Source organism: Embleya sp. NPDC005575, assembly GCF_040605455.1.
In the GTDB taxonomy this organism is placed as follows: domain Bacteria; phylum Actinomycetota; class Actinomycetes; order Streptomycetales; family Streptomycetaceae; genus Embleya.
Genome location: NZ_JBEXCV010000055.1, coordinates 24,733 through 51,568 on the forward strand (window position 1 = coordinate 24,733; position 26,836 = coordinate 51,568).

Here is a 26,836-nt window from a genome sequence, read left to right on the forward strand (position 1 = left end):
GAAGGTGGTGGAGATGGCGTGCGACCCGCGCCTCGCGCCAAGTGGCCGAGTGGGGTGGCACACGACGGGACGACTCTACGCGGTCGCGTCGTCCGGCCGACCGCCCGCCTCCTTGGCGAGCAGGACCCGGGCCCGCTGCCATTGCTCGCGTGGGATCACCGCACGCCAGTCGATCGCCGCGAACGCGGCCTCGCGCTCCGGGTCCAACCTTCGGGTCGCCCGGGCGGCGGCCGGCTTGAGCAGGGCGAGCGGCCTGGTGGGCAGGCCCACCCGGGCGGTCTCCCGCTTGAGATTGGGCCACCACACCGTCGCCGCGTCGGTCAGCTCGTTCTCCGCCGCGTCCAGCCGGTGGAACGCGGCGAGCCGGCCGATCGCGCGGGCGATCACCCACTGCACCAGCGCGGCGAGGCCGAACAGCACGAGCAGCACGACGCCCGCCGGCGGGAACAGGAAGAGCAGCGGCACACCCGCCACGAGCAGCGGGTACTTGAGCAGGAACAGGAACTTCAGCCGACCCAGCACGACCTTTCCCACCAGGTAGCGGATCAGCAGGGCGGCCTGACGCGGGGTCAACCGGGTGTCCACGTTCGGGTCGAAGGCGGTCGCGCCGGCGGCGGAACGTTCCGCCGCAGCCCGGGAGGCGCCGCGGAAGCGTTGTCCCCGGCGCACCGCGCCGAATCCGGCCTTGCCGATCCTGGTCCATTTGCACATAGCGCGTCCTCCGTACGGTCCGCCGCCTGACCCGCACGTTAGCGCCCCGGGCGGGCTGCGGGGCACGGCCGGCGCGGACCGGACGCGCGGGTGGGCTCGCCGTGCTCGGGTACCGTACGGGTTTGACCACAAGCCCCCTAGGAGGCTCTCGACGTGGACGTGTGGCACATACTTCGCCCGTTGATCGTGCTTGTCTCGGTGATCGCCTTCACGGGTCTGGTGACCTGGGGAATGGCTCGCCTGGCCCGCGAAGTACAGACCCGCAAGCCGCTGACAGGACCCCTCTGGTCGATGATGCGGCGCGGACGCGCCTCGATCGTGGCGACGCTCGGCGCGTCGGTCCTGTTGCTCGCCGAACCCGCCGCCGGCCTGCCCGAACGCAGCCGCGGCATGATCCGGCACATCCTGGTGCTCGCGGTGATCGCCGCATGCTCGTGGTTGATCGTGCACGCGGTCACCCTGTTGGTGAACACCTCCTTCGAGCGCTACGCGGCAAACGCGACCGACACCGGCCGGGTGCGCCGGATCCAGACCCAGATCGCGCTGATCCGCCGCACCGCGGTGGCGATCGTCGGAATCATCACCTTCGCCGCGATGATCATGACCTTCCCGGGCATGAAAACCATCGGCACCAGCCTGCTGGCCTCCGCCGGTCTGCTCGGCGTGGTGGCCGGTCTGGCCGCGCAGAGCGCGCTGGCCAACCTGTTCGCGGGCCTTCAGATCGCGTTCAGCGACATGGTCCGGATCGGCGACTCGGTCGTGGTCAACCAGGAGATGGGCACGATCGAGGAGATCACCCTGACCTATCTGGTGGTCAACACGTGGGACCAGCGCCGGATCGTCATGCCGGTCTCCTACTTCACCTCCCGGCCGTTCGAGAACTGGTCGCGCACCGACACCCGGATGACCGGCACCGTCTTCCTTCACCTGGACCACTCGGCGCCGGTCGGCGAGCTGCGCGACGAACTGCACCGCATCCTCAAGGACACCGGCCTGTGGGACGGCCAGGGCTGGAGCCTGTACGTCACCGACACCACCCCGACCACGATCCTGGTCCGCGCCGTGGTCACCGCGCGCGACTCCGACGACCTGTGGACGCTGCGCTGCGAGGTGCGCGAGAAGCTGCTCGACTACCTGCGCTGCGAACACCCGTACGCGCTGCCCCGGATCGCCACCGCGCCCGCGCCGCTGGGCAACGAGGCGGTGGGTCCGTACAGCGGCAACGGACGCTTCGCCAAGACGCGCCAGGCCCCGCAGGTGCCCATGCAGACCGGCCCCCGCAAGTACGTGGACCTGGCCAAGAAGCCTCAGTCGTTGGCCGCCGCGGCGGCCGCGGCCGAGTCGATCTCGCTGAGGAAGTCCGAGGCGATCGCCCAGGCCCGCGAGGCGGCCTCGCGGTCGTAGTCCGGCAGGTCCGGGTCGGTGAACAGGTGACCGGCGCCGTGGTAGCGGTGGATCTCCACATCCGCCCCGGCCCGGCGCATGCCCAGGTACCAGGTGCCCAGCCAGTCCTCGGTTTCGAACGGGTCCGGCTCGGCCACGTGCAACTGCACCGGCACCTCGGTCGCGGCGTCCTCGCGCAGGTCGGAGGTGCCGTGGAACATCAGCAGCCCGGCCGCCGAGGAGTCCGCGAACGCGGCGTTCTGGGCGATCGAGGCGCCGAGCGAGAAGCCCGCGTAGACCAGGCCCGGACCGAGCCCGGCGGCGACCCGCACGGCGCGCCGGATCAGTTCGTCCGCGCCGATCTCGTCCTTGATCTCCATGCCCTCCTCGATCGACTCGGTGCCGCGCCCGTCGTACAGGTCGGGCACGGTCACCTCGTGCCCGTCCGCACGCAGCCGCTCCGCCGCGGCGTGAACGGCGGGGCGCAGCCCATAGGCCGAGTGGAACAGCACGATGCGGGACACGTGGGGGTCCTTCCGGGGACGTGATGCGACGAACGATCGGACAAAGGCTCAACGGTACCGGCCACCGGCACCCGTTCGGCGCAGGCCGCCACACCCGGTTCAGCGCATGCTGCGCAGGTCCAGGCGGCGTAGGACCCGGTCGGCGGCGGCCGGGTCCACGCCGCGCCGGCCCCGGGCCGCGATCACCTCGCGGCGCGCGGCGGCGGTCATCTCCGCCTCGATCTCGTGCAGCAGCCTGATCCGCCGGGAGCGCTCGACGACCGTGTCGGCCAGCTCCTCGGTCGTGCCCTCCGGTTTGAGCTCGGCGAGCAGCGCCTTCTGCCGGGCCCGCAGCCGCTGCACCATCTCGTCCGGGAGGTCGCGCTCCTCGTCCAATTCGCGCAGCCGGTGCAGCGCCGCCTTGGTCGCGGTCGCCGCGATCCGGCGCTCCTCACGGCTGTCCACGTCGTCCGCCTCGGAGACCCCGAGCCGGCGCACCAGCCAGGGCAGGCTGACCCCCTGGAGCAGCAGTGTCACCACGATCACACAGAACGCGATCGCGATCAGCCGCTGCCGTTCGGGAAACGCCTCGTCGGCGTCGGTGGTCAGCGGCAGGGCCAGTGCGAGCGCGATGGTCACCACGCCGCGCATCCCGGCCCACCACACCACGACGGTCTCCCGCGGGTCCGGGGTCTGCGTCTCGCCGGCGGTCGGCAGCCGGTTGTGCAGCCGTCGGGCCAGCGCCGCGACCGGGAACAGCCACAGGCCCCGGACCACGATCAGCACCAGCACCACCGCGCCGGCCTCCCAGAACAGCCGGACCCGGTCGCCGTGCAGGTCGTGGAAGATCTCCCACATCTCCAGGCCGATCACCCCGAACGCGACGCCGGTGACCACCAGGTCCACGACCTCCCAGAACGAGCGTCCGGTGAGCCGGCCGACCACGTTGTCCGCGTCCTCGGCGACGGAGCCCAGGTAGAAGGCGGTGGTCAGCACCGCGAGCACGCCGGAGCCGTGCAGTTCGTCGGCGACCACGTAGGCCAGGAACGGCACCAGCAGGGTGAGCAGGGTCTGCAGGGTGGGCTCGTCCAACCGGCCGAGCAACAACCGCCCGGCCAGGCCGACCGCCAAGCCGATCCCCACACCGACCACGGCGGACAGCGCGAGCATCCCCACCGCCCGGGCCGGCGAGAACGTCCCGCTGACCACGGCCGCGACCGCGACCTGGTAGAGCACAAGCGAGGTGACGTCGTTGAAGAGCCCCTCGCCCTCCAGGATCGACACCAATCGCCGGGGCAGCCGCAGACTCCCGGCCACCGCCGTGGCCGCCACCGGGTCCGGCGGCGCGACCAGCGCGCCCAGCGCGACCGCGCCCGCGAGCGGCAGTCCCGGCACCATCGCGTTCGCCACCGCCGCCACCGCGGCCGTGGTGACCAGCACGAGCGCGACCGCGAGCAGCACGATCGGCCGGGCGTTGGCGGCGAACTCGCGCCAGCTCGAGCGCTGCGCCGCCGCGTACAGCAGCGGCGGCAACAACAGGGGCAGCAACAGGTCGGGGTCGATCCGCAGGGTCGGTACGAACGGCAGCCAGCCGAGCAGCACGCCGTACAGGGTGAGCAGCACCGGGAAGGGCAGCCGCAAGCGTCCCGCGAGCGGCACGACCACGACCGTGCCGAACATCAACAGGAACAGCAGTGTGAGCTGGCCCACTCCGCCCCCAGACCGATCGACCGCGATTCGATCTTGGAGCGTTCCCCGAAACGCCGCCGAATCACCGATCCGAGGGCATCGATGTCACCTGTCGGTGACCCGCTCCAAGGTCGCGGTCAGGTCGGCCGGGTAGCCGCTCTCGTACTGCACCCAGGTGCCGTCGCCGGGATGCTCGAAGGCCAGACTCACCGCGTGCAGCCACTGCCGCTCCAGACCCAGCCGCTTGGACAGGGTCGGGTCCGCGCCATAGGTCAGGTCGCCCACGCACGGGTGCCGCAGCGCGGCCATGTGCACCCGGATCTGGTGGGTGCGACCGGTCTCCAGCTTGATCGACAGCAGGCTCGCGGCGCGGAACGCCTCGATCGTGTCGTAGTGCGTGATGCTGGGCTTGCCGCCCATCACCACGGCCCACTTGTAGTCGTGGGTGGGGTGCCGGTCGATCGGCGCGTCGATGGTGCCGGTGTGCGGGTCCGGGTGGCCCTGGACCAGCGCGTGGTAGCGCTTGTCCACGGTGCGGTCCCGGAACTGCTGCTTGAGCAGCGTATAGGCGCGCTCGGACTTGGCCACCACCATCAGCCCGGAGGTGCCCACGTCCAGGCGGTGTACGACGCCTTGGCGCTCGGCCGCACCGGAGGTGGAGATGCGGTAGCCGGCCGCCGCGAGGCCGCCGACCACGGTGGTGCCGGTCCAGCCGGGGCTGGGGTGCGCGGCGACGCCGACCGGCTTGTCGATGACCACGATGTGGTCGTCGTCGTGCACGATCCGCATGCCGGGCACGGGTTCGGCGACGAGTTGCACGGGCCTGGGCGCCCCCGGCATCTCGACCTCGATCCAGGCCCCGCCGTTCACGCGGTCGGACTTCCCGGCCGCCCGGCCGTCGAGCTGCACCTTCCCGGCGGCGGCCAGCTCGGCCGCCTTGGTACGCGAGAAGCCGAACATCCGCGAGAGCGCGGCATCGACCCGCTCGCCTTCGAGGCCATCGGGAACGGGAAGAGTACGGATTTCGGGCGAGCCGGGATTGACAGTCACGAGATACGAGTATGCCCGGCATCGGGGCCGGACTCGACGACGTGGTCGTCGGCGGGCTGCTGCGCGGGCCGCGCCGGCTCGGTCCGCACCGGCTCGACGACGGCCTTGGTGGCGCCGGCCGGCGCGGGCGCGGCGGCCCGGTCGGTCGCCGTCCCGTTGCCGGCGGCGGTCTCGCCGTCCGGTTCCGCCTCGGCCGCGATCTCCTCCTCGGCCGCCTCGTCCTGCTCGTCGCCCTCGCGGGTGCCGTCGGGCTGCAGGCCCAGGAAGGACAGCAGCACGATCAGACAGCCGCCGACCACGATGGCCGAGTCGGCCAGGTTGAAGATCGCGAAGTGCTTGGGCGCGATGAAGTCCACGACGTGGCCCTGGAACACGCTGGGCGCCCGGAAGATCCGGTCGGTGAGGTTGCCGAACGCGCCGCCGAGCAGCAGACCGAGCGCGATCGCCCAGGGCAGGCTGTTCAGCTTGCGCGCGAGCCGCAGGATCACCACGACCACGGCGGTGGCGATCACGGTCAGCACGATGGTCAGCCCCTGACCCATGCCGAACGCCGCGCCCGCGTTGCGGGTGGCCCGGAACTGGAGCCAGTCGCCGAGGATGTCGATCGGTGCGTGGTATTCGAGCTTGGCCACCACGATCAGCTTGCTGATCAGGTCGAGTGCGTACGCGAAGGCCGCGACGCCGAGCAGGACGGCGATGTATCGGCGGGTGCGCGACCCGGCGGGCGCGGTCGGCTCCAAGCCGTCCGCCCCGCTCTCGGTCGCCTCGGTGTCCGGCTCCCCAGCGGGGGCCTGCGACTCCGCGTCATCCCGTCGTTCCGCTCCGGTGCCGATGGCTCGCTCCAGTCCTTCGACGCGCCGCCGGCCGCCTCGACGGTTACCGGCGTTCCTCGCGCTGTTTGCAGGTCACACACAGGGTCGCACGCGGGAACGCCTGCAGGCGCGCCTTGCCGATGGCCGAACCACACGACTCGCAGGCCCCGTACGTGCCGTCGGCGAGACGACGCAGCGCCTTCTCCGACTGGAGCAGCATGCCACGCGCGTTGTTGGTCAGGGACATCTCGTGCTCGCGCTCGAAGTTCTTGGTCCCCGTGTCCGCCTGATCGTCGCCCGCGCCCTCACCCGAGTCGCGCAGCAGATCGGCGATGCCGTTCTCGGAGACGGCGATCTCGGCCCGCAACTCGTGCGCGGTCTCGATCAGCCCCTCCCGCACCTCGCGCAGCTCCGCATCGTCCCATGGGTCCTCGCCGGCCCGGACGATGTAGACCGCCGGCGCATGGAACCCGTCGGGCGGCGTGGCCAACGTCGTCGTGCCGGCGGCAGTCACGTGTGCAGGTGCCTTCACGGTGCGTCCCGTTCCTCCCCGTACCGAGGCTCGCGGCGTCGTCGTCGCGGTCGCACGACGCGTCCGCCCGCCACTCGCCTTCTCTGTATCCGTCATGGTCACGGCCCCCTTGTTTCGCTTAGGGATGGGTCGCCCCGGACAACCGGACGCGCCGTCCCGTCACTGATTGCGCCGGGGCGGCGACGTAAATCGGTTGTGCCCAGACGCAACCACGCTTATCCCTGTTCTACGTGTCCCGTTCGTTACCGGTTCCCGAGCGGATCGTTATGCACTTGGCGGCGGGTGAAGTCGGAGGCGCGCCTACCCGTTCGGGTCGTACAATCCGCAGAGCGAGACGGTGTCGATGGGGACGAGTAGCGCCGCACGCAGCCACCAGCGATCCGGGGACGGTGTGAGCCCGGGGGTGTGCGCGACGTGAAGATCACCCCGGAGCTGCCGGAGGAAAGGTCGATTCGATCCCGGATCGACCCGTAGAACCGGCCCTCGCGCATACGAGTGGGTTGTGCCCGCCCCGGCACGCTTGCGGTTCCGGGCGCGCGCGGCCAAGAAGGGTGGTACCGCGGGACCGGCGCACGGCGGTCTCGTCCCTTCGGTAGGCACGCATCACAGCCCGCGGAAGGAAGCCACATGTACCGCCCGGTACCGGCGCAGGTCGACCTGCCCGCCATGGAGCACGAGGTTCTCGCGTTCTGGCGGGACAACGACATCTTCGAGCGCTCCCTCGAACAGAACGCCGACGGCCCGCGCTGGGTCTTCTACGAGGGCCCACCGACCGCCAACGGCATGCCGGGCGCGCACCACATCGAAGCCCGCGTGTTCAAGGACGTGTTCCCGCGCTACCGCACCATGCGCGGGTACAACGTGCCGCGCAAGGCCGGGTGGGACTGCCACGGCCTGCCGGTCGAACTGGCCGTGGAGAAGCAGCTCGGCTTCACCGGCAAGCCGGACATCGAGCGGTACGGGATTGCCGAGTTCAACGCGAAGTGCCGCGAGTCGGTGATGACCCACGTGGGCGCGTTCGAGGACCTGACCACCCGGATGGGCTACTGGGTCGATCTGTCCAAGGCGTACCGGACGATGGACCCCGAGTACGTCCAGTCGGTGTGGTGGTCGCTCAAGCAGATCTTCGACAAGGGTCTGCTGACCCAGGACTACCGGGTCGCGCCGTGGTGTCCGCGCTGCGGCACCGGGCTCTCCGACCATGAACTCGCGCAGGGCTACGAGACCGTCGTCGACCCCTCGGTCTACGTGCGCTTCCCGCTCACCTCCGGGCCGCTGGCCGGGCAGGCCGCGCTGCTGGTGTGGACCACCACCCCGTGGACGCTGGTCTCCAACACCGCCGCCGCGGTGCACCCGGACGTGACCTACGTGGTGGCCACCGACGGCGAGGAGCGCCTGGTGGTCGCCGAGCCGCTGGTGGCCAAGGCGCTCGGCGAGGGCTGGGTGGCCACCGGCGAGCGGTTCACCGGCCGGGAGATGGAACGCTGGGCCTACCGGCGCCCGTTCGACCTGCTGCCGCTGGAGGACGCGAACTTCGTCGTGCTCGCGGAGTACGTCACCACCGAGGACGGCTCGGGTGTCGTGCACCAGGCGCCCGCCTTCGGCGAGGACGACCTCAAGACCTGCCGGGCGTACGGCCTGCCGGTGGTCAACCCGGTCCGCCCGGACGGCACCTTCGAGCCGGACCTGCCGCTGGTGGGCGGGCAGTTCTTCAAGAAGGCCGACGAGGCGCTGGTCGCCGACCTGCGCGAGCGCGGGCTGCTGTTCCGGCATCTGGAGTACGAGCACAGCTACCCGCACTGCTGGCGCTGCCACACCGCGCTGCTCTACTACGCGCAGCCGTCCTGGTACATCCGCACCACCGCGGTCAAGGACGCGCTGCTGCGCGAGAACGAGCGGACCAACTGGCACCCGGACACGGTCAAGTGGGGCCGCTACGGCGACTGGCTGAACAACAACATCGACTGGGCGCTGTCCCGGAACCGCTACTGGGGCACGCCGCTGCCGATCTGGCGCTGCGACGAGAATCACCTCACGTGCGTCGGCTCGCTGGGGGAATTGTCCGAACTGACCGGACGTGACCTGTCCGGCTTGGACCCGCACCGGCCGTTCATCGACGAGGTGGTCTTCGACTGCCCGGCCAAGGTCGGCGACGGCGCGGTGTGCGGCGGCCGGGCGACCCGGGTGCCCGAGGTGATCGACGCCTGGTACGACTCGGGTTCGATGCCGTTCGCCCAGTTCGGCTACCCGTACCGCAACCGCGAGCTGTTCGAGCAGTCCTACCCGGCGCAGTTCATCTCCGAGGCGATCGACCAGACCCGCGGCTGGTTCTACACGCTGATGGCGATCGGCACGCTGGTCTTCGACAAGTCGTCCTACGAGAACGTGGTGTGCCTGGGGCACATCCTGGCCGAGGACGGCCGGAAGATGTCCAAGCACCTGGGCAACACCCTGGAGCCCATCCCGCTGATGGACCGGCACGGCGCGGACGCGGTGCGCTGGTTCATGGCCGCGGGCGGCTCGCCATGGTCGGCCCGCCGGGTCGGGCACGGCACCATCCAGGAGGTGGTCCGCAAGACCCTGCTGACCTACTGGAACACGGTCAGCTTCCAGGCCCTGTACGCGCGCACCGGCGGCTGGACGCCGAGCGCGAGCGACCCGGCGCCGGCCGAGCGTCCACTGCTCGACCGGTGGTTGTTGTCCGAGCTGAACACCCTCGTGGGCGACGTGGACGCGGCCCTGGAGGCCTACGACACGCAGCGCGCGGGCAAGGCGCTCACCGCGTTCGTGGACGACCTGTCGAACTGGTACGTACGCCGGTCCCGGCGACGGTTTTGGAACGCGGAGCCGGCCGCCCTGGCCACGCTGCACGAGGCGCTGGAGACGGTCACCCGGTTGATGGCACCACTGGTGCCGTTCATCACCGAGCGGGTCTGGCAGGACGTGGTTCGCCCGGTCACCGCCGACGCGCCCGAGTCGGTGCACATGGCCGCGTGGCCGACGGCGGATCCGGCACTGGTACACCCGGACTTGGGCCGGCAGATGACGCTGGTGCGGCGACTGGTGGAACTGGGCCGGGCCACCCGCGCGGACTCCGGGGTCAAGACCCGGCAGCCGCTGGGTCGCGCGCTGATCGGCGCGGCGGGCTGGGACGAGCTGTCCGGGGAGCTGCGCGAGCAGATCGCCGAGGAGCTCAACGTGGTCTCCGTCGCGGCGCTGTCCGAGGCGGGCGGCGATCTGGTCGAGTACAGCGCGAAGGGCAACTTCCGGGCGCTGGGCAAGCGCTTCGCCAAGCGCACCCCGATCGTGGCCGCGGCGATCGCCGCGGCGGACGCGGCGGCGTTGTCCGCGGCGCTGCGCGAGTCGGGCAGCGCGGTGGTCGTGGTCGAGGGCGAGGAGGTCGAGGTGGCGGCCGAGGAGGTCATCGTCACCGAGACCCCGCGCGAGGGTTGGACGGTGGCCGGCCAGGACGGCGCCACCGTCGCGCTCGACCTGACCATCACGCCCGAACTGCGGCTCGCGGGCCTGGCCCGCGACGTGGTCCGGCTGATCCAGGAGGCCCGCAAGAACAGCGGCCTGGAGGTGTCCGACCGGATCCTGGTGTGGTGGGCCGCCGACGAGTCGCAGGAGACCACGTCGGCGCTGCTCGCGCACGGCGTCCAGGTCGCCGACGAGGTGCTGGCGACACAATTCGCCCAGGGCTCGCCGGAGGACGAGGAACTGTTCGAGCACGGCGACCCGGCGCTCGGCCTGCGGTTCTGGCTGCGCAAGGTGTGAACCGTCGGGCGGGACGGCCCCGACCGTCCCGCCCGAGCCACTCCTGATCACCTGGAATCACCCGAAAGTACCCGGAAACCCGAGAAGCGCCCGTCCCCCCGGAGGGGGCGGGCGCTTCTCGGATGTGCCGACCGACGCTCAGTGGCCGGTCAGTTGTCGGGGTCCTCGTCGATCAGGAACCCGCGCATCGGCGAGGGCTGCTGCATCTGCTGCGGCTGCGGAGCCTGCGGACGCACCGGCGACATCTGCTGCGTCATCGCCGGGCTCATCTGCTGCCCGATCGACGGCGACATCGCCGGCGACATCGACGACGGCTGCATCGACTGCGACATCGGTACCGGCGCGGACGACATGGCCGGCGGCAACGAGGCCGTGGCCGGCGTGCGCGGCGGCGCGAGCGAGTCGTCCGCCTGCGACTCCAGCTGACGCAGCTGGCTCTCCAGGTACGACTTCAGGCGCGTGCGGTACTCGCGCTCGAACGCACGCAGGTCGTCGACCTTGCGCTCGAGCGTGGCGCGGGCGCTCTCCAGAGAGCCCATCGCGACGCGGTGCTTCTCCTGTGCGTCCCGCTCGAGGGCGTCCGCCTTGGAACGCGCGTCGCGCTCCATGCCCTCGGCGCGGGTGCGCGCCTCGCCCACTATCTTGTTCGCCTCGGAGCGGGCCTCGGCGATCGCCTGGTCCGCCGTCTGCTGCGCCAGCGCGAGCACCCGGGCTGCGCTGTCGCCACCGGGGTTGCCCATCTGCTGCTGCGGTCCACCCGGACCGAGCTGCGGCGGGCCGCCCTGCAACTGGTGCTGCTGAAGCTGTTGTTGGTGCTGCGGCGGACCCTGGAGCTGGTGCTGCCCACTCATCTGGGGGCCGCCCTGCATCGGGTGCTGACCGCTCTGCAGCTGGTGCTGCTGCTGTTGACCGGGCAGCTGGTGCTGACCGCTCATGCCGGGGCCACCCTGTAGCTGGTGCTGCGGCGGGCCCTGGAGCTGGTGCTGACCGCTCATGCCGGGGCCGAGCTGCTGGGGTCCCCCCATGGGGTGCTGCTGCGGTCCCCCGGGACCGAGCTGCTGCGGGCCGCCCTGCATTTGGTGCTGGCCGCCCTGCATCCCCTGCGGGCCACCCATCTGGGGCGGCGGAGGAACCGGGGTCGGCCCGGATATGGCTGCCGGGACGGGTGCGTCGGGGCGCTCGCGCTCCTTGCGCTGTTGAGCCTGCTGCTGACTCTGCGCGGCGGCACGGGTCGCCGCCGCGAGTTTCGCTCGCAGGTCCTCGTTTTCCCGGAGAAGTCGGGTCAGTTCGCCCTCGACCTCATCGAGGAACGCATCGACCTCGTCCTCGTCATAGCCCTCACGGAGACGGACGGTCGTGAACTGCTTGTTACGCACGTCTTCGGGGGTCAACGGCATCTCTTCACCTCAGCGTGATCGTCGGCATCGGACAGACGGTACCGCTTACAGCCTGCCCACGACGGAGATCAGGATGTAGACGATGATCATCAGTACGAAGAAGGACAGGTCGAGTGCTACACCCCCGAGGCGCAGCGGAGGAATGAACCTGCGCAGCAACTTCAACGGTGGATCGGTGATGGAGTACGTGGCCTCCAGCAATACCACCATGGCCCCGCGCGGCTCGTACGACCGCGCGAACTGGAACACATAGTCCATCACCAAGCGGAAGAACAACACGATCAAAAAGCAGTAGAGCACGATGCGGATGATCTCCAGCGCGATGCTCATTCAACTGCCCCCTCGCGTGCCGTCCTTCTGGTCAGGACCGCACCTAGCCTCAGTTTTCGCACACCTCAGCTCTGATTGAAGAACCCGCCCTCTGCGATGCGGGCCTTGTCCTCGGCTGTCACATCGACGTTAGCAGGCGACAGGAGGAAGACTTTTTGGGTGACCCGCTCGATGCTGCCGTGCAGGCCGAACACGAGACCCGCAGCGAAGTCCACCAGGCGCTTGGCGTCGGTGTCCTCCATTTCCGTCAGGTTCATGATCACGGGCGTGCTCTCGCGAAAGTGCTCGCCGATCGTGCGGGCTTCGTTGTAGGTACGCGGGTGCAGCGTCGTGATGCGGTAGGGCTCACGTTCGCTGACGACTTTGTGTACGGTCACCGGTGTGCTGCTCTCGGGACGGCGTTCGGGCATGGCGGACACTGTTGCGCGGTGTTCTTCAAGGCGGCCTTCGTCACGAAGGGCCCCCGCTTCGCGAAGGGCAGTAGCTCCACGAACGAGATCCTCGCGACGTTCCCGCGATTCCCCGCGCGGTTCGCGTACTTCACGTGGCTCCTCACGACGCTCGTCCCGCCGCTCCTCGCGGCGATCGGTGCGCTCGACCCGGTCGCGGCCGTCCTGGCCGATGTCGTCCTCATCGTAATCGTCATACTCGTAGACATCGTCCTCCACGAGGCCGAGGTAGACCGCCATCTTGCGCATTGCGCCGGCCATGTTCCGCTTCCTCCGGTCTCACGGTGGATCGGCTGAGGTCACCGTGGGTCGTGCGATCCACTTCACGGCGACGCTACCGGAGGGAAGGCCGGACTCCGAGCACCGCAGTACCGATGCGTACGTGTGTCGCCCCGGCCTCGATGGCCGCTTCGAGGTCGTTGCTCATCCCCGCGGAAACCATGTTTGCAGTCGGATGGGCTTCGCGTAGGCGGGTTGCGATTTCTCGCAACCCGGCGAACGCCCGGGCGGGTTCGACGCCGAGGGGGGCCACCGCCATCACCCCGCCGAGGATCAGGTTCGGCGCACCGGCCACCACGTCGGCGAGTTCGGCCAAATCGGCTGCGGACACCCCACCCCGGGCCGGGTCTTCGTCCAGGCTGACCTGCAACAGCGCGGTGATCGTGCGCTTTTGCCGCTCGGCCGCGGCGGACAGCGAGTGGGCCAGTCTGACTCGGTCGAGCGAGTGCACCACATCGGCGTAACCGGCCACCGATTTGGCCTTGTTGGTCTGCAGTTGGCCGACGTAGTGCCAGGTGAGGTCCAGGTCCTCGGTGGCCTTCGCCTTGGGCGCGGCTTCCTGGTCGCGGTTCTCGCCCACGTCGCGGACGCCGAGTCCGGCGAGCAGTCGCACGTCGCTCGCCGGGTACGTCTTGGTCACCACCACGAGGGTGACGTCCGCGCGCGGGCGGCCGGCGCTCGCGCAGGCGGCGGCGATCCGGTCTCGGACGGCGGCCAGGTTGGCGGCGAGTTCGGCGCCTCGACGGGCGCCGTCCGCGGTCGGCTGAGCGTACGTTTCCATGCGTCCATCGTCGCCGACGAGGACCGGACACGCCCGGGCGGGGTCAGCCCTCGGCGAGCCACACGTAGCCGGCGATCCGACCCGTGACACGGTCCCGGCGATAGGAGAAATGGTCCCTCGACTCGCGCGTGCAGATGTGCGATTTCTCACCCGACGCGACCCCTTGCGCGGCGAGTTGCGCCCATACGCCGGCCGGGATATCGAGCCCTGGAGTGCCCTCGCGGGTGCGTGCGCGAGCCGCTGGGACAACTGCGGACACTTCGTCGCACATCGCCTCGGGGACCTCGTAGCAGGCGCCACAGACAGCCGGCCCGGTCCGGGCGACGATCCGGGCCGGATCGGCGCCGAGCTTGCACATCGCCTCGACGACGGCAGGCACGAGACCCGCGGCCAGGCCGGGCCGACCGGCGTGCGCGGCGGCCACGACGCCGGCCTGTGGATCGGCGAGCAACACCGGGGTGCAGTCGGCGACCAGAACCGCGAGCGCCAGCCCCGGAGTCGCGGTGACCAGGGCATCGGTGGCGGGCAATGGTTCAAGGGACGCGGCGTCGACGATCGTGACCGTATCGCCGTGCACCTGGTTCATCCACACCACCCGTTCGGGTGACAGGCCCAGCGCCTCGGCGGTGCGCGCGCGGTTCGCGGCGACCACGCGCGGGTCGTCGCCCACATGGTCGCCGAGGTTCAACTCGTCATACGGCGCGGCGCCCGTGCCGCCCCACCGGTCGGTGAAGGCGAAACGGGCGCCGCCGGAAGCGGCCCTTCGCGTGAACACGTCGGGCTCACTCCTTGTGTCGGTTTTCTACGATGTTGCGTTGTTCGCGAACATTGCCGCGAATGCTACGACTTCATGAACGGCGGGATGTCAAGATCCAGGTCGTCCTTGATCGGCTCCGGCACCAACGGCGTGCGCGGGCTCGGGGTGGTCGGCGCCGGGTAGGAGGTCGACGGCGGCGTCGGCTCGTGCAGCACGCCCGGACCCTGGTTCTGGGTCGGCCGCCCCATCGGCTCCGGCCGCGATGCCTGCGTCGTGGTCGCGGGCTTGCCCAGCTCGCTCTTGGACGGCGGCTGCCCGCCGTCGAAGCCGGCCGCGATCACGGTGACCCGCACCTCGTCGCCGAGGGCATCGTCGATGACCGCGCCGAAGATGATGTTGGCCTCGGGGTGCGCGGCCTCGCTGACCAGCTGCGCGGCCTCGTTGATCTCGAACAGGCCCAGGTCGGAGCCGCCGGAGATGGAGAGCAGCACGCCGCGGGCGCCGTCGATGGACGCCTCCAGGAGCGGGCTGGAGATGGCCATCTCGGCCGCCGCCACCGCCCGGTCGTCGCCGCGCGCCGAACCGATCCCCATCAGCGCCGAACCCGCCTCGGACATCACCGACTTGACGTCGGCGAAGTCCAGGTTGATCAGGCCGGGCGTGGTGATCAGATCGGTGATGCCCTGCACACCGGACAGCAGCACCTGGTCGGCCGAGCGGAACGCGTCCAGGACGCTGACCTGCCGGTCGGAGATGGAGAGCAGTCGGTCGTTGGGGATGACGATCAGGGTGTCGACCTCGTCGCGCAGCTGCGCGATGCCGTCCTCGGCCTGGTTCGCGCGGCGCCGTCCCTCGAAGGTGAACGGGCGCGTGACCACGCCGATGGTGAGCGCGCCGAGCGAGCGGGCGATGTTGGCCACCACGGGGGCGCCACCGGTGCCGGTGCCACCGCCCTCGCCCGCCGTGACGAAGACCATGTCGGCCCCCTTGAGGACCTCCTCGATCTCCTCGCGGTGGTCTTCGGCGGCCTTGCGGCCGACATCGGGATTCGCGCCGGCGCCGAGGCCGCGGGTCAATTCCCGGCCGACGTCGAGCTTGACGTCGGCATCGCTCATGAGGAGGGCTTGGGCGTCGGTGTTGATCGCGATGAACTCGACGCCCTTGAGACCGACCTCGATCATCCGGTTGATGGCGTTGACACCGCCACCGCCGATACCGACCACCTTGATGACTGCGAGGTAGTTCTGGGGTGCTGCCACGTCGAAGGCCTCTCGCCTCGAGTTCCGGTCGGCGTGCCGTGGTTCCGGCATGCCGACATTTGCCGACTTGGGGAGGTCGGGACGCGATTTCCGCGAGCCACCAAAACCCTCACCCTCAGGTATAGAGTTACACCGATTCGCATCGAACGCCGCCGATGCGAACGGTGCGGATTACTGCTTTGTCAACCTGGGGCTAGGCCGACACTAGGTCCCCATCGGACACGGTTCAACGAACACGCCGAACCTGTCCCTATTGTTTTATCGCAGTGGCGGGGTGCTTCCGCTCCCTGTCACGGCGTGGTCGGGGTCGAAACCGCCGTGGCGGGTGCGACCGGGGGCAACGGCTGGGCGGGCGCCGGCGGCGCGACCGAGGGAAACGGCTGAGTCCGGGTCACCGGCGCGTCGGGCGCGCTGACGTCGTAGAACTTCGCCGGTCGCGGCAACAGCGCCGCGAGCACGAGAGCCTTGCGGTCGGACGCTTCGGCCCCGCCCCACAACACTGTCTCGCCCTTGTCGAGCACGAGCACGATGTCGTCGCGCGATCGCGCCGTGATGTCCCGCACACGTTGGGCGACCGACGGCGGCAGCGCCGTAACCACCTGGACCACCCCCCGTAGCGTTTCCCCACTCACCGTGTCGGCGTCGGCCTTGACGACCGGCACCCCCACCGGTGCGGCGTCCACCGTACCGAACCGTACGCCGTCCTTGTCGATCTCCGCGTAGCGGCCCGCGTCCGGCATCACCAGCGCGGTCGCCCGTTCGCGCACCGAGATCCGCACGGTATGCGGCCAATCCCGCTCGACCCGGACCGAGGCCACGCGCGGAATCGCGGCCACCCGGGCACGAATCGCGTCGAGGTCGATCCCGGCCAGCGGCTCGCCGACGGGCACCGCCGCGACTCGGGCGACCTGATCCCGGGGCAGCGCGCCCAGTCCGCCGATGGCCACCGTGCGGGTGTCCAGGAGCGGCGAGTGGTAGACGATCCCCCATCCGGTCCCCGCGAGCAGCACGAGCAGCGCCAGGACGAGGAGCGGGCGCAGGTTGGTCCAGCGCCGCTGCGGACCACGCCCGGCCTTCGCCGGACGCACCTGCGCGCGCTCCTTCGTCTCGGGCAAGAACGCTCCCCGGGCCTGCGCCTATTGGGGCGACCGCGCGGCGGCGATCGCCTCGTGGACCATTCGGACCAGTTCCTCGTCGGCGTCGCGCCGACCGAACTCGGCCGCGGCCTTGCCCATGTCGTGCAGCTTGCGCGCGTCGGTGAGCACCGGGAGCACGGACGAGCGGATCCAGTCCGGGGTCAGGTCGGCGTCGTCGACCAGCAGGCCGCCGCCCGCCTTGACCACGGGCTGCGCGTTCAGCCGCTGCTCGCCGTTGCCGATCGGCAGCGGTACGTAGGCCGCGGGCAGGCCGACCGCGGCCAGCTCGGCGCAGGTCATCGCGCCCGCCCGGCACAGCACCATGTCGGCCGCCGCGTAGGCCAGGTCCATCCGGTCGAGGTAGGGCACCACGACGTAGGCCGGGCCGCCGGGCGGCGAGCTGATCTTGAGTTCGTTGTTGGGCCCGGCCGCGTGCAGCACCTGGACGCCCTCGGCGAGCAGCTGCTGGGCGGTGGCGGCCAGCGTCTCGTTCAGCCGCCGGGCGCCCTGCGAGCCGCCGAACACGAGCAGCGTGGGCCGCATCGGGTCCAGGCCGAACATCGCGCGGGCCTCGTCGCGCAACGCGTTGCGGTCCAGGGTGGCGATCGCGCGGCGCAGCGGGATGCCGATGTAGCGGGCCCCGCGCAGCTTGCTGTCCGGTGTGCTCACCGCGACGAATCGGGTGTAGCGGGCACCGATCTTGTTGGCCAGACCCGGCCGGGCGTTCGCCTCGTGCACCACCGTGGGCACACCCTGGCGCTTGGCCGCGAGGTAGCCCGGCAGCGCGACGTAGCCGCCGAAGCCGACCAGGCAGGACGCGTTGGTCCGCTCCAGGACCGCCGCGGCCTCGCGGATCGTGCCGCGCAGTCGACCGGGGACGGTCATCAGCTCGGGCGTGGGCTTGCGCGGCAACGGCACGGCCGGGATCAACGCGAGTTCGTAGCCGCGAGCGGGAACGAGCTTGGTCTCCAGGCCCTTGGCCGTGCCGAGCGCCGTGATACCCACATTGGGGTTCTGGCGGCGCAGCGCGTCCGCCAATGCCAGAGCGGGCTCGATGTGCCCGGCGGTTCCTCCGCCGGCAAGGACGACATGCACCTGATTCACCCATCCCTGCGCGGCAGGATCCGCGCGAACGCTCGACGAACCGCCCCGGGCCCGCGTGCGGCGAGCGCCGCCTCGGCCTTTGGCTCACCTCGGGCGAAGGACAACAGCATGCCCACGGCGAACATGGTCGGAAGCAGGGCGGAACCTCCGTAGGACACCAATGGCAACGGCACTCCGGCGATCGGCAGCAGGCCGAGCACCGCCCCGACGTTGATCATGACCTGGGCCATGATCCACGCGGTCGCGCCACCCGCGGCGAGCCGTACGAACTGGTCTTTCGTGCGACTCGCGACGCGGATACCTGCATAGCCTAGGGCCGCGAAGAGGGTGAGTACGGACAGCGTCCCCACCAGACCCAATTCCTCGCCGATGACGGCGAAGATGAAGTCTGTGTGCGCCTCGGGCAATGTACCCCATTTGCCATAACTCGTCCCGATTCCACTGCCGAACCAGCCACCCGTGGCAAGCGAGTAGATGCCCTGGGCGGCCTGCAGCGTGCTGCCGTTGGGGTCGGAGAACGGGTCCAGGAACCCCGCGAACCGGGCGGCCCGGTGCGGCTTGAGTACGATCAGCACGGTGGCCAGCACGGACACCACGGCGATCGCCATGGCGAACAACCGGCCCGGCGCGCCGGCGATCCACAGCAGCGCGAGCACCAGCACGGTGATGATCATCGCGGTGCCCATGTCGCCGCCGAGCAGCACCAGGAACAGGATCACCAGCGCACCGGGCAGCAGTGGGACGAACATGTGCCGCCACTGGCCGAGCAGCCGGCGCTTGCGGGTGAGCACGTCGGCCCCCCACAACACCAGGCCCAGCTTGGCGAACTCGGAGGGTTGGATCTGGAACGAGCCGAAGCCGATCCAGTTCCGGTTGCCGTTCACCTCGATGCCCAGACCGGGCACCAGGACCAGGCACAGCGCACCGACGCAGCCGATCAGGAACGGATGGGCCAGTCGGCGGTACCAGCGCAGCGGCAGACGTGACGCGATCCACATCAGCGGGAAGCCCATCGCGACCGCGATCAACTGCTTGGTGAAGATCTCGTCGAAGGAGCCGTAGATCGTCCGGGAGGTGATCTGCGACGCGGACAACACCATCACCAGACCCAGCACGGTCAGCAGCAGACCCGAGCCGAGCAGCAGGTAGTAGGCGGTGAGCGGGCTGTCCAGGGCCCGGCGCAGTTCGCGGCGCGCCGATCCGGCCGGGCGCGCCGCGCCGGAGCGCGGTTTGGGCAACCGCGAGCCGCCCCACGTGCGCCGCTTGTCGGCGGTGGGCGTGGGGCGTGCCTCGCGAGTCTGCGGACCGGCGGCCATCGCTCGCCCGGTCAGCCGGCCGCTGCGTCGAGTCCGCGGACCGCGTCGGCGAAGGCGTCGCCGCGCTTTCCGTAGTTGACGTACATGTCCATCGACGCGCACGCGGGCGCGAGCAGCACGGTGTCCCCGGGCCGCGCCAGCGCCGCCGCCTCGCCCACGACCAGTTCCATGGCCCCAGTGTCGGTCGCGGCGACCTCGACCACGGGGACATCGGGGGCGTGTCGCGCGAGCGCGTCCTTGATCACGGCACGGTCGGCGCCCATCAGCACCACCGCGCGCAGCCGGTTCTTCGCGCCGGAGACCAGGTCGTCGAACGAGGCGCCCTTGGCCAGGCCGCCCGCGATCCACACGATGTCCCGGTAGGCGGCCAGCGAGGCCGCCGCGGCATGCCCGTTGGTGGCCTTGGAGTCGTCCACGTAGTCGACGCCGGCCACCGTGGCCACGTGCGCGATCCGGTGTGCGTCCGGCCGGAACGCGCGCAGCCCATCGCGCACCGCCACCGGCGGCACGCCGTAGGCGCGGGCCAGCGCGGCTGCGGCCAGCGCGTTCGCCACGTTGTGCGGTGCGGGCGGGTTCACATCGCCCACGGTGGCCAGTTCGGCCGCCGTACTGTGCCGGTCGGGCACGAACGCCCGGTCGGCGAGCAGGTCGTCGACCACACCGAAGTTCGACAGCCCCGGCGGCCCGAGCCCGAAGCCCACCGCGCGGCAACCCTCCTCGACCTCGGCCTCGTGCACGAGCTGCTCGGTCTGCGGATCGGCGAGGTTGTACACGCAGGCGATCTGGCAACCGCCGTAGATCCGGCCCTTGTCCGCCGCGTACGCCTCCGGCGAGCCGTGCCAGTCCAGGTGGTCCGGCGCGATGTTGAGCACCGCCGCGGCCAGCATCCGCGGCGCGCCGGCGTCGTCCTTGGGGCTTTCCTCCCAGGTCGGCAGCCAGTGCAGTTGGAAGCTGGACAACTCCAACGCGAGCACGTCATAGGCGGGTTCGCCGTCCCCGTCGCGGGCGAGCACCGCGTCCACCACGGGCGTGCCCACGTTGCCGGCCGCCGCGACCCGCTTGCCGGACGCCTCCAGGATCGAGGCGAGCATGCGCACGGTGGTGGTCTTGCCGTTGGTGCCGGTGATCGCCAGCCACGGCGCGGGGTTCTCCCGCGGACGCAGCCGCCAGGCCAACTCCACGTCGCCCCACACCGGCACGCCGGCCGCGCGTGCGGCGGCGAACAGCGGTTTGGTGGGCCGCAGTCCGGGCGAGGCGATCAGCGCGTCCACCCGTTCCGGCAGGTTCTCGTCGTCGCCCAGGCGCACGTCGATGCCCAGCGCGCGCAACTCCTCGGCACGCCGCCGGGCATTGTCGTCGTCCATGCCGTCGATCGCCACGACGCGTGCGCCGAGGCCGTGCAGCGCCCGGGCCGCGGACGCACCGGTGACCCCGGTGCCCGCGACGCAGAACGACAACTCGGCCCACGGCGCACCGTGATGGGTGAAGGTGCTCAGGTCTTTCGTACTCACGTCTCTCTACGTTCCCGTAACCCAGCCCGCGTAGAAGATGCCGATCCCGAGAATGGCGCACAGGCCGGCGATGATCCAGAACCGAACCACGATGAGTACTTCGGTCCACCCCTTGAGTTCGAAATGGTGCTGGAGCGGCGCCATTTTGAACACCCGTTTGCCGGTCATCTTGAAGTAGCCCACCTGGATGATCACCGACAGCGAGATGATCAGGAACAGGCCGCCGATGAGCGCGGACAACAACTCGGTGCGGGTCAGGATGGCCAACCCGGCGAGCGCGCCGCCGAGGGCGAGCGAACCGGTGTCGCCCATGAAGATCTTCGCCGGTGACGTGTTCCACCACAGGAAGCCGAAACACGAACCCATCATCGCCGCGGACACGATCGCCAGGTCCAGCGGATCGCGCACGTCGTAGCAGCCCACGCCGGGCGCGTTCAGGCAGGACTGGCCGTACTGCCAGACTCCGATGAAGGTGTACGCACCGAACACGATCACCGAGGCGCCGGTCGCCAGACCGTCCAGACCGTCGGTGAGGTTGACGCCGTTGGAGTGCCCGGCGATCAGGATGTAGGCCCAGATCACGAAGAACACCGGCGTCAGGTCCAGCGCGGTGTCCTGCACGAAGGACAGGTGTGTGGACGCCGGGGTGAACCCGCGCGCGTCCTTGAATTGGATCGCCAAGAGCGCGAACGAGATGCCCACGAAGGACTGTCCGGCCAGCTTGGCCTTGGCCCGCAGACCCAGGCTGCGCTGCTTGACGATCTTGATGAAGTCGTCGACGAAGCCGACCAGGCCCAGGCCCGCCATCAGATACAGCACCAGCAGCGCGGACGCGCTCGGTGTCTCCAACGTGATCGCCTTGGCACCGCCGTAACCCGCCAGCGCCGCCAGGATGATCACCGCGCCGCCCATGGTGGGCGTACCGCGCTTGCTGTGGTGTCCGGCCGGACCATCGTCCCGGATCAGCTGGCCGTAGCCACGCTTGACCAGGATCCGGATCGCGAGCGGCGTACCGATCAGCGACAGCACCAAGGCGATGCCGCCGGCGATGAGGATGGCCCTCACCCGTGCACCTCCGCGTTGCTCACGTCGTCCCCGGCGGCGTCCGCCAACAGCGCGGCCGCGAGCCGTTCCAGGGCCGCCCCTCGGGACGCCTTCACCAATACGACGTCGCCCGGGGCCAATTCGCCCCGGAGTAGTTCGACGGCCGCCTCTACGTCGGGCACCAGCACCGACTCCTCACCCCACGAACCCTCGTTCTTCGCGCCCATGTCGATCCAGGCGGCCTCCCTGCCGCCCACGGCCACCAGCCGGTGGATGTTCAGGCGTACCGCGAGTCGCCCGATCGCGTCGTGCTCGGTCAGCGACGCCTCGCCCAACTCCCGCATCTCGCCCAGCACCGCGAACGTACGATTCCCGCCCGCCATCGCGACGAGGGCCTTGAGCGCGGCTCGCATCGACTCGGGGTTGGCGTTGTACGCGTCGTTCACGACGGTCACCCCGTCGTCCCTGCGGGTCACTTCCATCCGCCAGCGGGAGATCGTACCGGCAGCGCCGAGGGCCGCCGCGATGTCCTCGACGGTCATGCCCACTTCGCGTGCCACGGCGGCACACGCGAGAGCGTTCGCCACGTGGTGCTCACCGTACAGGCGCAAGATCACCGGCGCACTGCCCCCCGGCACACACAACGTGAAGGAGGCGCGGCCCTGCTCGTCGAGTGTCACGTTCTCGGCTCGTACGTCCGCCTTGGCGCTCTCGCCGAAGGTGACCACGCGAGCCTTGGTGCGTTCGGCCATCGCCCGCACGAGCGGGTCGTCCTGGTTGAGCACGGCCACACCGTCGGCCGGCAGCGCCTCGACGAGTTCGCCCTTGGCCCGGGCGATGCCCTCGCGACCGCCGAACTCGCCCATGTGCGCCGAGCCGACGTTGAGCACCAGGCCGATTCGCGGCGGGGTGATCTCGCACAGGTAGGCGATGTCGCCGATGTGGCGCGCGCCCATCTCCGCGACCAGGTATCGGGTGTCCTCGGTCACGCCGAGAACGGTCAGCGGCAGGCCGATCTCGGTGTTGAAGTTGCCGCTCGGGGCGATCGTCGGGCCCGCGTGCGCGAGCACCTGGCCGAGCAGGTCCTTGGTGCTCGTCTTGCCGGAGGACCCGGTCAGCGCGATCAGCGTGATGTCGGTCAGCCGGTCGGTGACCAGGCGGGCGAGCCGGCCCAGTCCCCGGACCACGTCGTCCACGACGATCGCCGGGGTACCGGTGTCGTGGTCGGCCAGGACCGCGACCGCACCGGCCTCGATCGCGGCGCGCGCGTAGTCGTGCCCGTCGACGTGTTCGCCGCGCACGGCAGCGAACAGCGAGCCGGGGCCGACCTTGCGGGAGTCCACGACCACCTCGGCGGTGATGCGCGCGTTCGGGTCCGCGTCGCCCGCGAGCCGCCCTCCGAGAGCTTCCGCGATCTCGGCAAGAGTGGTGGAAATCACTGGTTCGTCTCCTCGGCACGCGAGGTGCCGGTCGCCGGGACACCTTGGTTCGGGGTCTCGGACGTCGGGGTGTGCGTTGATGGTGCGGGAGCCACGATCCTCGCATCGTCGGACTGCTTCGGGGACGCGGGGCCGCCGTGCATGGTTCTGGAAATCGCGCGACGCAGCTCGACCCGGTCGTCGAAGGGGTGTTTGACCTCGTTCGCGAACTCCTGGCCCTGCTCGTGTCCCTTGCCCGCGACCACGACCGTGTCGCGCGGCCCGGCCTGCGCCACCGCGAGCCGGATCGCCGCGGCCCGATCCGGCTCGACCAGCACGGTGCCGTGCGGGTCGGCCGGCCCCGGGATGCCGGTGAGCATCTCGTCCAGGATCGCCAGCGGATCCTCCGAGCGCGGGTTGTCGCTGGTGAGCACGACGCGGTCGGCGAGCCGGGCGGCGGCAGCGGCCATCAGCGGGCGCTTGGCCCGGTCCCGGTCGCCACCCGCGCCGAGCACGATGGTCAGCGTGCCGGCGGTCACCGGGCGCAGCGCCCCGAGCAGCGTCTCCACCGCGTCCGGGGTGTGGGCGAAGTCGACCAGGGCCAGGAACGACTGGCCCGCGTCCACCCGCTCCATCCGCCCGGGCACGCCCGGGGTACGACCCACGCCCTCGACCGCGTCCGCGAGCGACACGCCGCCCGCGGTCAGCGCGACGATCGCCAGCAGCGCGTTGGACACGTTGAACGGGCCGGCCAGGCGCACGCTCGCGTCGGCCTTGTGCCCGTCCGGGCCCACCACGGTGAAGCGACTGCCGTCCGGGCCGAGGTCGACGTTCTCGGCCCGCCAGTCGGCATCCGCGGCGCCCGTCGCCGACACGGTCAGCACCGGTACGCTCGCCATCTTCGCGAGCCGACGCCCGTAGGCGTCGTCCACGTCGATCACGCCGATCCGCGAGCGCCGTGGGGTGAACAGTTCGGCCTTGGCCTGGAAGTACTCCTCCATGGACCCGTGGAAGTCCAGGTGGTCCTGGGACAGGTTGGTGAACAGCGCGACGTCGTACACGGTGCCGTCGACCCGGCCCAGCGCGAGCGCGTGGCTGGAGACCTCCATGACCGCGGCGGTGACGCCGTTCTCCAGCATCGACGCGAGCAGCGCCTGCACGTCGGTGGCCTCGGGGGTGGTGCGCACGCTGGGCACCACCTCCTCGCCGATCCGGGTCTCGACCGTGCCGATCACCCCGGTCGTGCCGCCGCCGGCGCGCAGCCCGCCGTCGAGCAGGTAGGCGGTGGTGGTCTTGCCGTTGGTCCCGGTGACGCCGAACATCACCAGATCCTCCGCGGGTCGCCCGTAGACCCAGGCCGCGATCTCACCCAGTCGGCCGCGCGGATCGGCCACCACCAGGGTCGGCAGGCCGCTGTCGGCGGCCAATTCGGCGCCCGCCGGGTCGGTCAGCAGGCCCACCGCGCCCGCTGCGGCGGCCTGTCCGGCGAACGCGGCACCGTGGAAGTTCTCACCGGGCAGCCCGGCGTACAGATCCCCCGGGCGCACGGCCCGCGAGTCGTGGGTGACGCCCGTCAGCGTCGCCTCCGGGTCGCTCGGGGCCCCGGTGAGGGGGGCGCAGACGAACCCGGCCAGGCCGGTCAGCGGTTGGGGGCGCACCTCGGCTGGGCGGCGCAAATCACGGTTGGGCACGGCGGGCAGGCTACCGCGCTTTGGGCGGTCGGCTCGTCCTCGGTCCGGTGCCGCGACCGGCGCCGACGGGCCGACCGCTCCGGCCCGTCGCCCTCGGTCGCGGCCCCGTCACCACTCGATCGGCAGGTCCAGCGGCGCGGTTCCGCTCGGAGCGATCCGGCGGCTCTGTAGGGCGAACGTCATCACCTGCTGGAACACCGGTGCGCACAGACTGCCGCCACCGCCGTCGATGCCCGGCGCCTGGAGCGTGACGGACACCACGACTTGCGGATTGTCCGCCGGGGCGAAGCCGATGAACGACGTCGTGTAGCCGTTGTAGCGGCCGGTCTTGGGGTCGACCCGGTTCGCGGTGCCGGTCTTGCCCGCGACCCGGTAGCCGGGGATCCGGCCGTTCTTGCCGGTGCCGCCCTCGTCGGCGACCACCGTCTCCAACATGTCGCTCACCTGGCGGGCGGTCTCCGGGCTGACCACCACGTTCGACTTGGGCGCGGCGGCGGGCTTGAACTTCCCGTCCGGGCCGGTGCTGCCCTTGAACAGGCTCGGTTCGATCCGCACGCCGCCGTTGGCGATGGTCTGGAACACCGAGGTGGCCTGGACCGAGTTGACCGACAGGCCCTGGCCGAACGGGATCGTGTACTGCTGGGAGCCGTTCCACTTCTGCGGCTGGGCCAGAATGCCGGGCGTCTCGCCCGGGAACTTGAGTCCGGAGGGCTGTCCGACGCCGAACCGGGTCAGGTAGTCGTGCAGTTTGGCGTTGGCCTCGGCGCGGTCCGGCGAGAGTTGTTCCGAGGCCAGGATCGTGCCGATGTTGCTGGACTTGGCCAGGACGCCGGCCAGGGTGAGCTGCTGGGTGGCGTGGTCGTGCTCGTCCTTGAACAGTTGATCGGCCCGGGCGAGTCGGTTCGGCACGGTCACGTGCGTGCCCGGGGTGGCCCGGCCCTCCTGGATGACCGCGGCCATGGTCATCACCTTGCCGGTGCTGCCCGGCTCGTAGGCCTCCTCGACGGCCCGGTTGCCCAGGTTGTGCACGTCGCCGGGGCCGATGTGGTTGGGGTCGTATCCGGGCGCGGTGGCCATCGCCAGGATCTGGCCGGTGCGCACGTCCTGGACCACCACGGTGCCCGATTCGGACTTGGTCTCGGTGACCTTCGCGGCGATCAACTGCTCCGCGTACCACTGCAGGTCGCGCGAGACGGTCAACTGCACGTCGGCCCCGGGCACCGCCTCTCGGCCGGTGAGGTCGGAGGTGGGCACCCGGCGGCCGTAGACCATCTCCTGGGTGGTCCGGCCGTCCTTGCCCGCCAGTTGGCCGTCCAGGGTCATCTCCAGGCCGCCGCCGCCGTGGCCGGTGGCGTTGACGAAGCCGACCAGGTTGGCGCCGACCGGTCCGGCCGGATAGACCCGCTTGCTGTGCTTGGTCGAGTAGATGCCGACCAGGTCGTTGCGGCGCACCTTGCCCAGGTCCTTCTGCACTTGGCGGATGTGGTTCCACACCGCGGGCTCGACCTGTGCGGCGAGCACCACGTAACGCGACTTGGGCGTGCGCAGTTTCTCCTCGATGGCCACCGGGTCGCCGTTCACGAGCGGGGCCAGCGCCAGCGCGGTGGCGCGCGGGTCGTACTTCTGCACCTGGGTGGGATCGGCGGTGACGTCGTACGCGTCCACCGACTTGGCCAGGCTCACCCCGAAGGCGTCGGTGAGCGCGCCGCGTTCGGCCGGGACGTTGACGGTCTGGGTGCGCTTGGCGGCGGCCTGCGCGGCGTACGCGGGCGCGTCCAGAGCCTGCAACTGGAGCAGTCGGCCCGCGAACAGGGTCAGCACCACGCCGAGCGCGATCAGCCCGATCCGCAGCCGCTTGCGCGGGTCGCCCATCCGCGCGGCGGTCCGCGGCCGGTGGCCGGGCCGAG

Annotated in this window: 21 protein-coding genes and 1 pseudogene; 2 read left to right on the forward strand and 20 right to left on the reverse strand. The window is 70.7% G+C overall.

Going from position 1 to position 26,836, the window contains the following annotated elements:
• Positions 1-75: 75 nt before the first annotated feature.
• Positions 76-711 (reverse strand): hypothetical protein, encoded by a 636-nt coding sequence (locus tag ABZS54_RS19970; protein WP_355537388.1) that lies wholly within the window; start codon positions 709-711, stop codon positions 76-78.
• A 159-nt stretch (positions 712-870) separates the two neighbouring features.
• Here ABZS54_RS19970 and ABZS54_RS19975 point away from each other — a divergent pair, with 159 nt between their 5' ends.
• Positions 871-2,115, forward strand: a complete 1,245-nt coding sequence (locus ABZS54_RS19975; RefSeq protein ID WP_355537435.1) for a mechanosensitive ion channel domain-containing protein — start codon at positions 871-873, stop codon at positions 2,113-2,115.
• Here the strand turns inward: ABZS54_RS19975 and ABZS54_RS19980 are convergent.
• The 5 genes and pseudogenes from ABZS54_RS19980 to ABZS54_RS20000 all read right to left on the reverse strand — a co-directional run bounded on the left by ABZS54_RS19980 (position 2,019) and on the right by ABZS54_RS20000 (position 6,680).
• Positions 2,019-2,618: a dienelactone hydrolase family protein gene (locus ABZS54_RS19980; protein WP_355537391.1), complete on the reverse strand. Its 600-nt coding sequence runs from the start codon at positions 2,616-2,618 to the stop codon at positions 2,019-2,021. The genes ABZS54_RS19975 and ABZS54_RS19980 overlap by 97 nt on opposite strands.
• A 99-nt stretch (positions 2,619-2,717) precedes the next feature.
• Positions 2,718-4,307, reverse strand: coding sequence for a Na+/H+ antiporter (locus tag ABZS54_RS19985; protein ID WP_355537394.1), 1,590 nt, complete (start codon positions 4,305-4,307; stop codon positions 2,718-2,720).
• Between the two features lie 84 nt (positions 4,308-4,391).
• Positions 4,392-5,336 carry an RluA family pseudouridine synthase gene (locus ABZS54_RS19990; RefSeq protein WP_026218732.1) on the reverse strand — a complete coding sequence of 315 codons (945 nt, stop codon included), beginning with the start codon at positions 5,334-5,336 and terminating at the stop codon, positions 4,392-4,394.
• A 227-nt stretch (positions 5,337-5,563) separates the two neighbouring features.
• Positions 5,564-6,076, reverse strand: a pseudogene (lspA, locus tag ABZS54_RS19995) (signal peptidase II); the annotation flags it as partial.
• Between the two features lie 136 nt (positions 6,077-6,212).
• Positions 6,213-6,680, reverse strand: a complete 468-nt coding sequence (locus tag ABZS54_RS20000; RefSeq protein WP_355537397.1) for a TraR/DksA family transcriptional regulator — start codon at positions 6,678-6,680, stop codon at positions 6,213-6,215.
• A 627-nt stretch (positions 6,681-7,307) separates the two neighbouring features.
• Between ABZS54_RS20000 and ileS the strand changes: the two genes are divergently transcribed.
• A complete protein-coding gene (gene ileS, locus ABZS54_RS20005; RefSeq protein ID WP_355537400.1) occupies positions 7,308-10,457 on the forward strand; it encodes an isoleucine--tRNA ligase in 3,150 nt (1,049 codons plus the stop codon).
• A 149-nt stretch (positions 10,458-10,606) separates the two neighbouring features.
• Here ileS and ABZS54_RS20010 read toward each other — a convergent pair whose 3' ends face one another.
• The 14 genes from ABZS54_RS20010 to ABZS54_RS20075 form a co-directional block, all read right to left on the reverse strand.
• Positions 10,607-11,854, reverse strand: a complete 1,248-nt coding sequence (locus ABZS54_RS20010) for a DivIVA domain-containing protein (protein WP_355537403.1) — start codon at positions 11,852-11,854, stop codon at positions 10,607-10,609.
• 45 nt (positions 11,855-11,899) lie between these two features.
• Complete coding sequence (locus ABZS54_RS20015; RefSeq protein ID WP_020552920.1) at positions 11,900-12,184, reverse strand: YggT family protein; 285 nt, start codon at positions 12,182-12,184, stop codon at positions 11,900-11,902.
• 65 nt (positions 12,185-12,249) lie between these two features.
• On the reverse strand, positions 12,250-12,894 hold the full coding sequence (sepF, locus tag ABZS54_RS20020; RefSeq protein WP_026218733.1) for a cell division protein SepF: 645 nt from the start codon (positions 12,892-12,894) through the stop codon (positions 12,250-12,252).
• A 73-nt stretch (positions 12,895-12,967) separates the two neighbouring features.
• Complete coding sequence (locus ABZS54_RS20025) at positions 12,968-13,693, reverse strand: YggS family pyridoxal phosphate-dependent enzyme (protein ID WP_355537407.1); 726 nt, start codon at positions 13,691-13,693, stop codon at positions 12,968-12,970.
• A gap of 43 nt (positions 13,694-13,736) precedes the next feature.
• A complete protein-coding gene (gene pgeF, locus ABZS54_RS20030) occupies positions 13,737-14,468 on the reverse strand; it encodes a peptidoglycan editing factor PgeF (protein ID WP_355537410.1) in 732 nt (243 codons plus the stop codon).
• A gap of 65 nt (positions 14,469-14,533) precedes the next feature.
• On the reverse strand, positions 14,534-15,709 hold the full coding sequence (gene ftsZ / locus ABZS54_RS20035; protein WP_355537413.1) for a cell division protein FtsZ: 1,176 nt from the start codon (positions 15,707-15,709) through the stop codon (positions 14,534-14,536).
• Between the two features lie 290 nt (positions 15,710-15,999).
• Complete coding sequence (locus ABZS54_RS20040) at positions 16,000-16,824, reverse strand: FtsQ-type POTRA domain-containing protein (protein ID WP_355537415.1); 825 nt, start codon at positions 16,822-16,824, stop codon at positions 16,000-16,002.
• Between the two features lie 21 nt (positions 16,825-16,845).
• Positions 16,846-17,940 (reverse strand): undecaprenyldiphospho-muramoylpentapeptide beta-N-acetylglucosaminyltransferase, encoded by a 1,095-nt coding sequence (murG, locus tag ABZS54_RS20045; RefSeq protein ID WP_355537417.1) that lies wholly within the window; start codon positions 17,938-17,940, stop codon positions 16,846-16,848.
• A gap of 5 nt (positions 17,941-17,945) precedes the next feature.
• Positions 17,946-19,265 carry a putative lipid II flippase FtsW gene (gene ftsW / locus ABZS54_RS20050; RefSeq protein ID WP_355537420.1) on the reverse strand — a complete coding sequence of 440 codons (1,320 nt, stop codon included), beginning with the start codon at positions 19,263-19,265 and terminating at the stop codon, positions 17,946-17,948.
• An 11-nt stretch (positions 19,266-19,276) separates the two neighbouring features.
• Positions 19,277-20,722 (reverse strand): UDP-N-acetylmuramoyl-L-alanine--D-glutamate ligase, encoded by a 1,446-nt coding sequence (murD, locus tag ABZS54_RS20055; RefSeq protein ID WP_355537438.1) that lies wholly within the window; start codon positions 20,720-20,722, stop codon positions 19,277-19,279.
• Positions 20,723-20,782: 60 nt separating this feature from the next.
• Positions 20,783-21,841, reverse strand: a complete 1,059-nt coding sequence (mraY, locus tag ABZS54_RS20060; protein ID WP_355537423.1) for a phospho-N-acetylmuramoyl-pentapeptide-transferase — start codon at positions 21,839-21,841, stop codon at positions 20,783-20,785.
• A complete protein-coding gene (gene murF / locus ABZS54_RS20065) occupies positions 21,838-23,259 on the reverse strand; it encodes a UDP-N-acetylmuramoyl-tripeptide--D-alanyl-D-alanine ligase (RefSeq protein ID WP_355537426.1) in 1,422 nt (473 codons plus the stop codon). The genes mraY and murF overlap by 4 nt, the downstream gene beginning before the upstream one ends.
• Positions 23,256-24,929, reverse strand: coding sequence for a UDP-N-acetylmuramoyl-L-alanyl-D-glutamate--2,6-diaminopimelate ligase (locus ABZS54_RS20070; RefSeq protein ID WP_355537429.1), 1,674 nt, complete (start codon positions 24,927-24,929; stop codon positions 23,256-23,258). The genes murF and ABZS54_RS20070 overlap by 4 nt, the downstream gene beginning before the upstream one ends.
• A gap of 108 nt (positions 24,930-25,037) precedes the next feature.
• Positions 25,038-26,836 (reverse strand): penicillin-binding protein 2 (locus tag ABZS54_RS20075; RefSeq protein ID WP_355537432.1); only part of this gene is annotated, 1,799 nt, incomplete at its 5' end.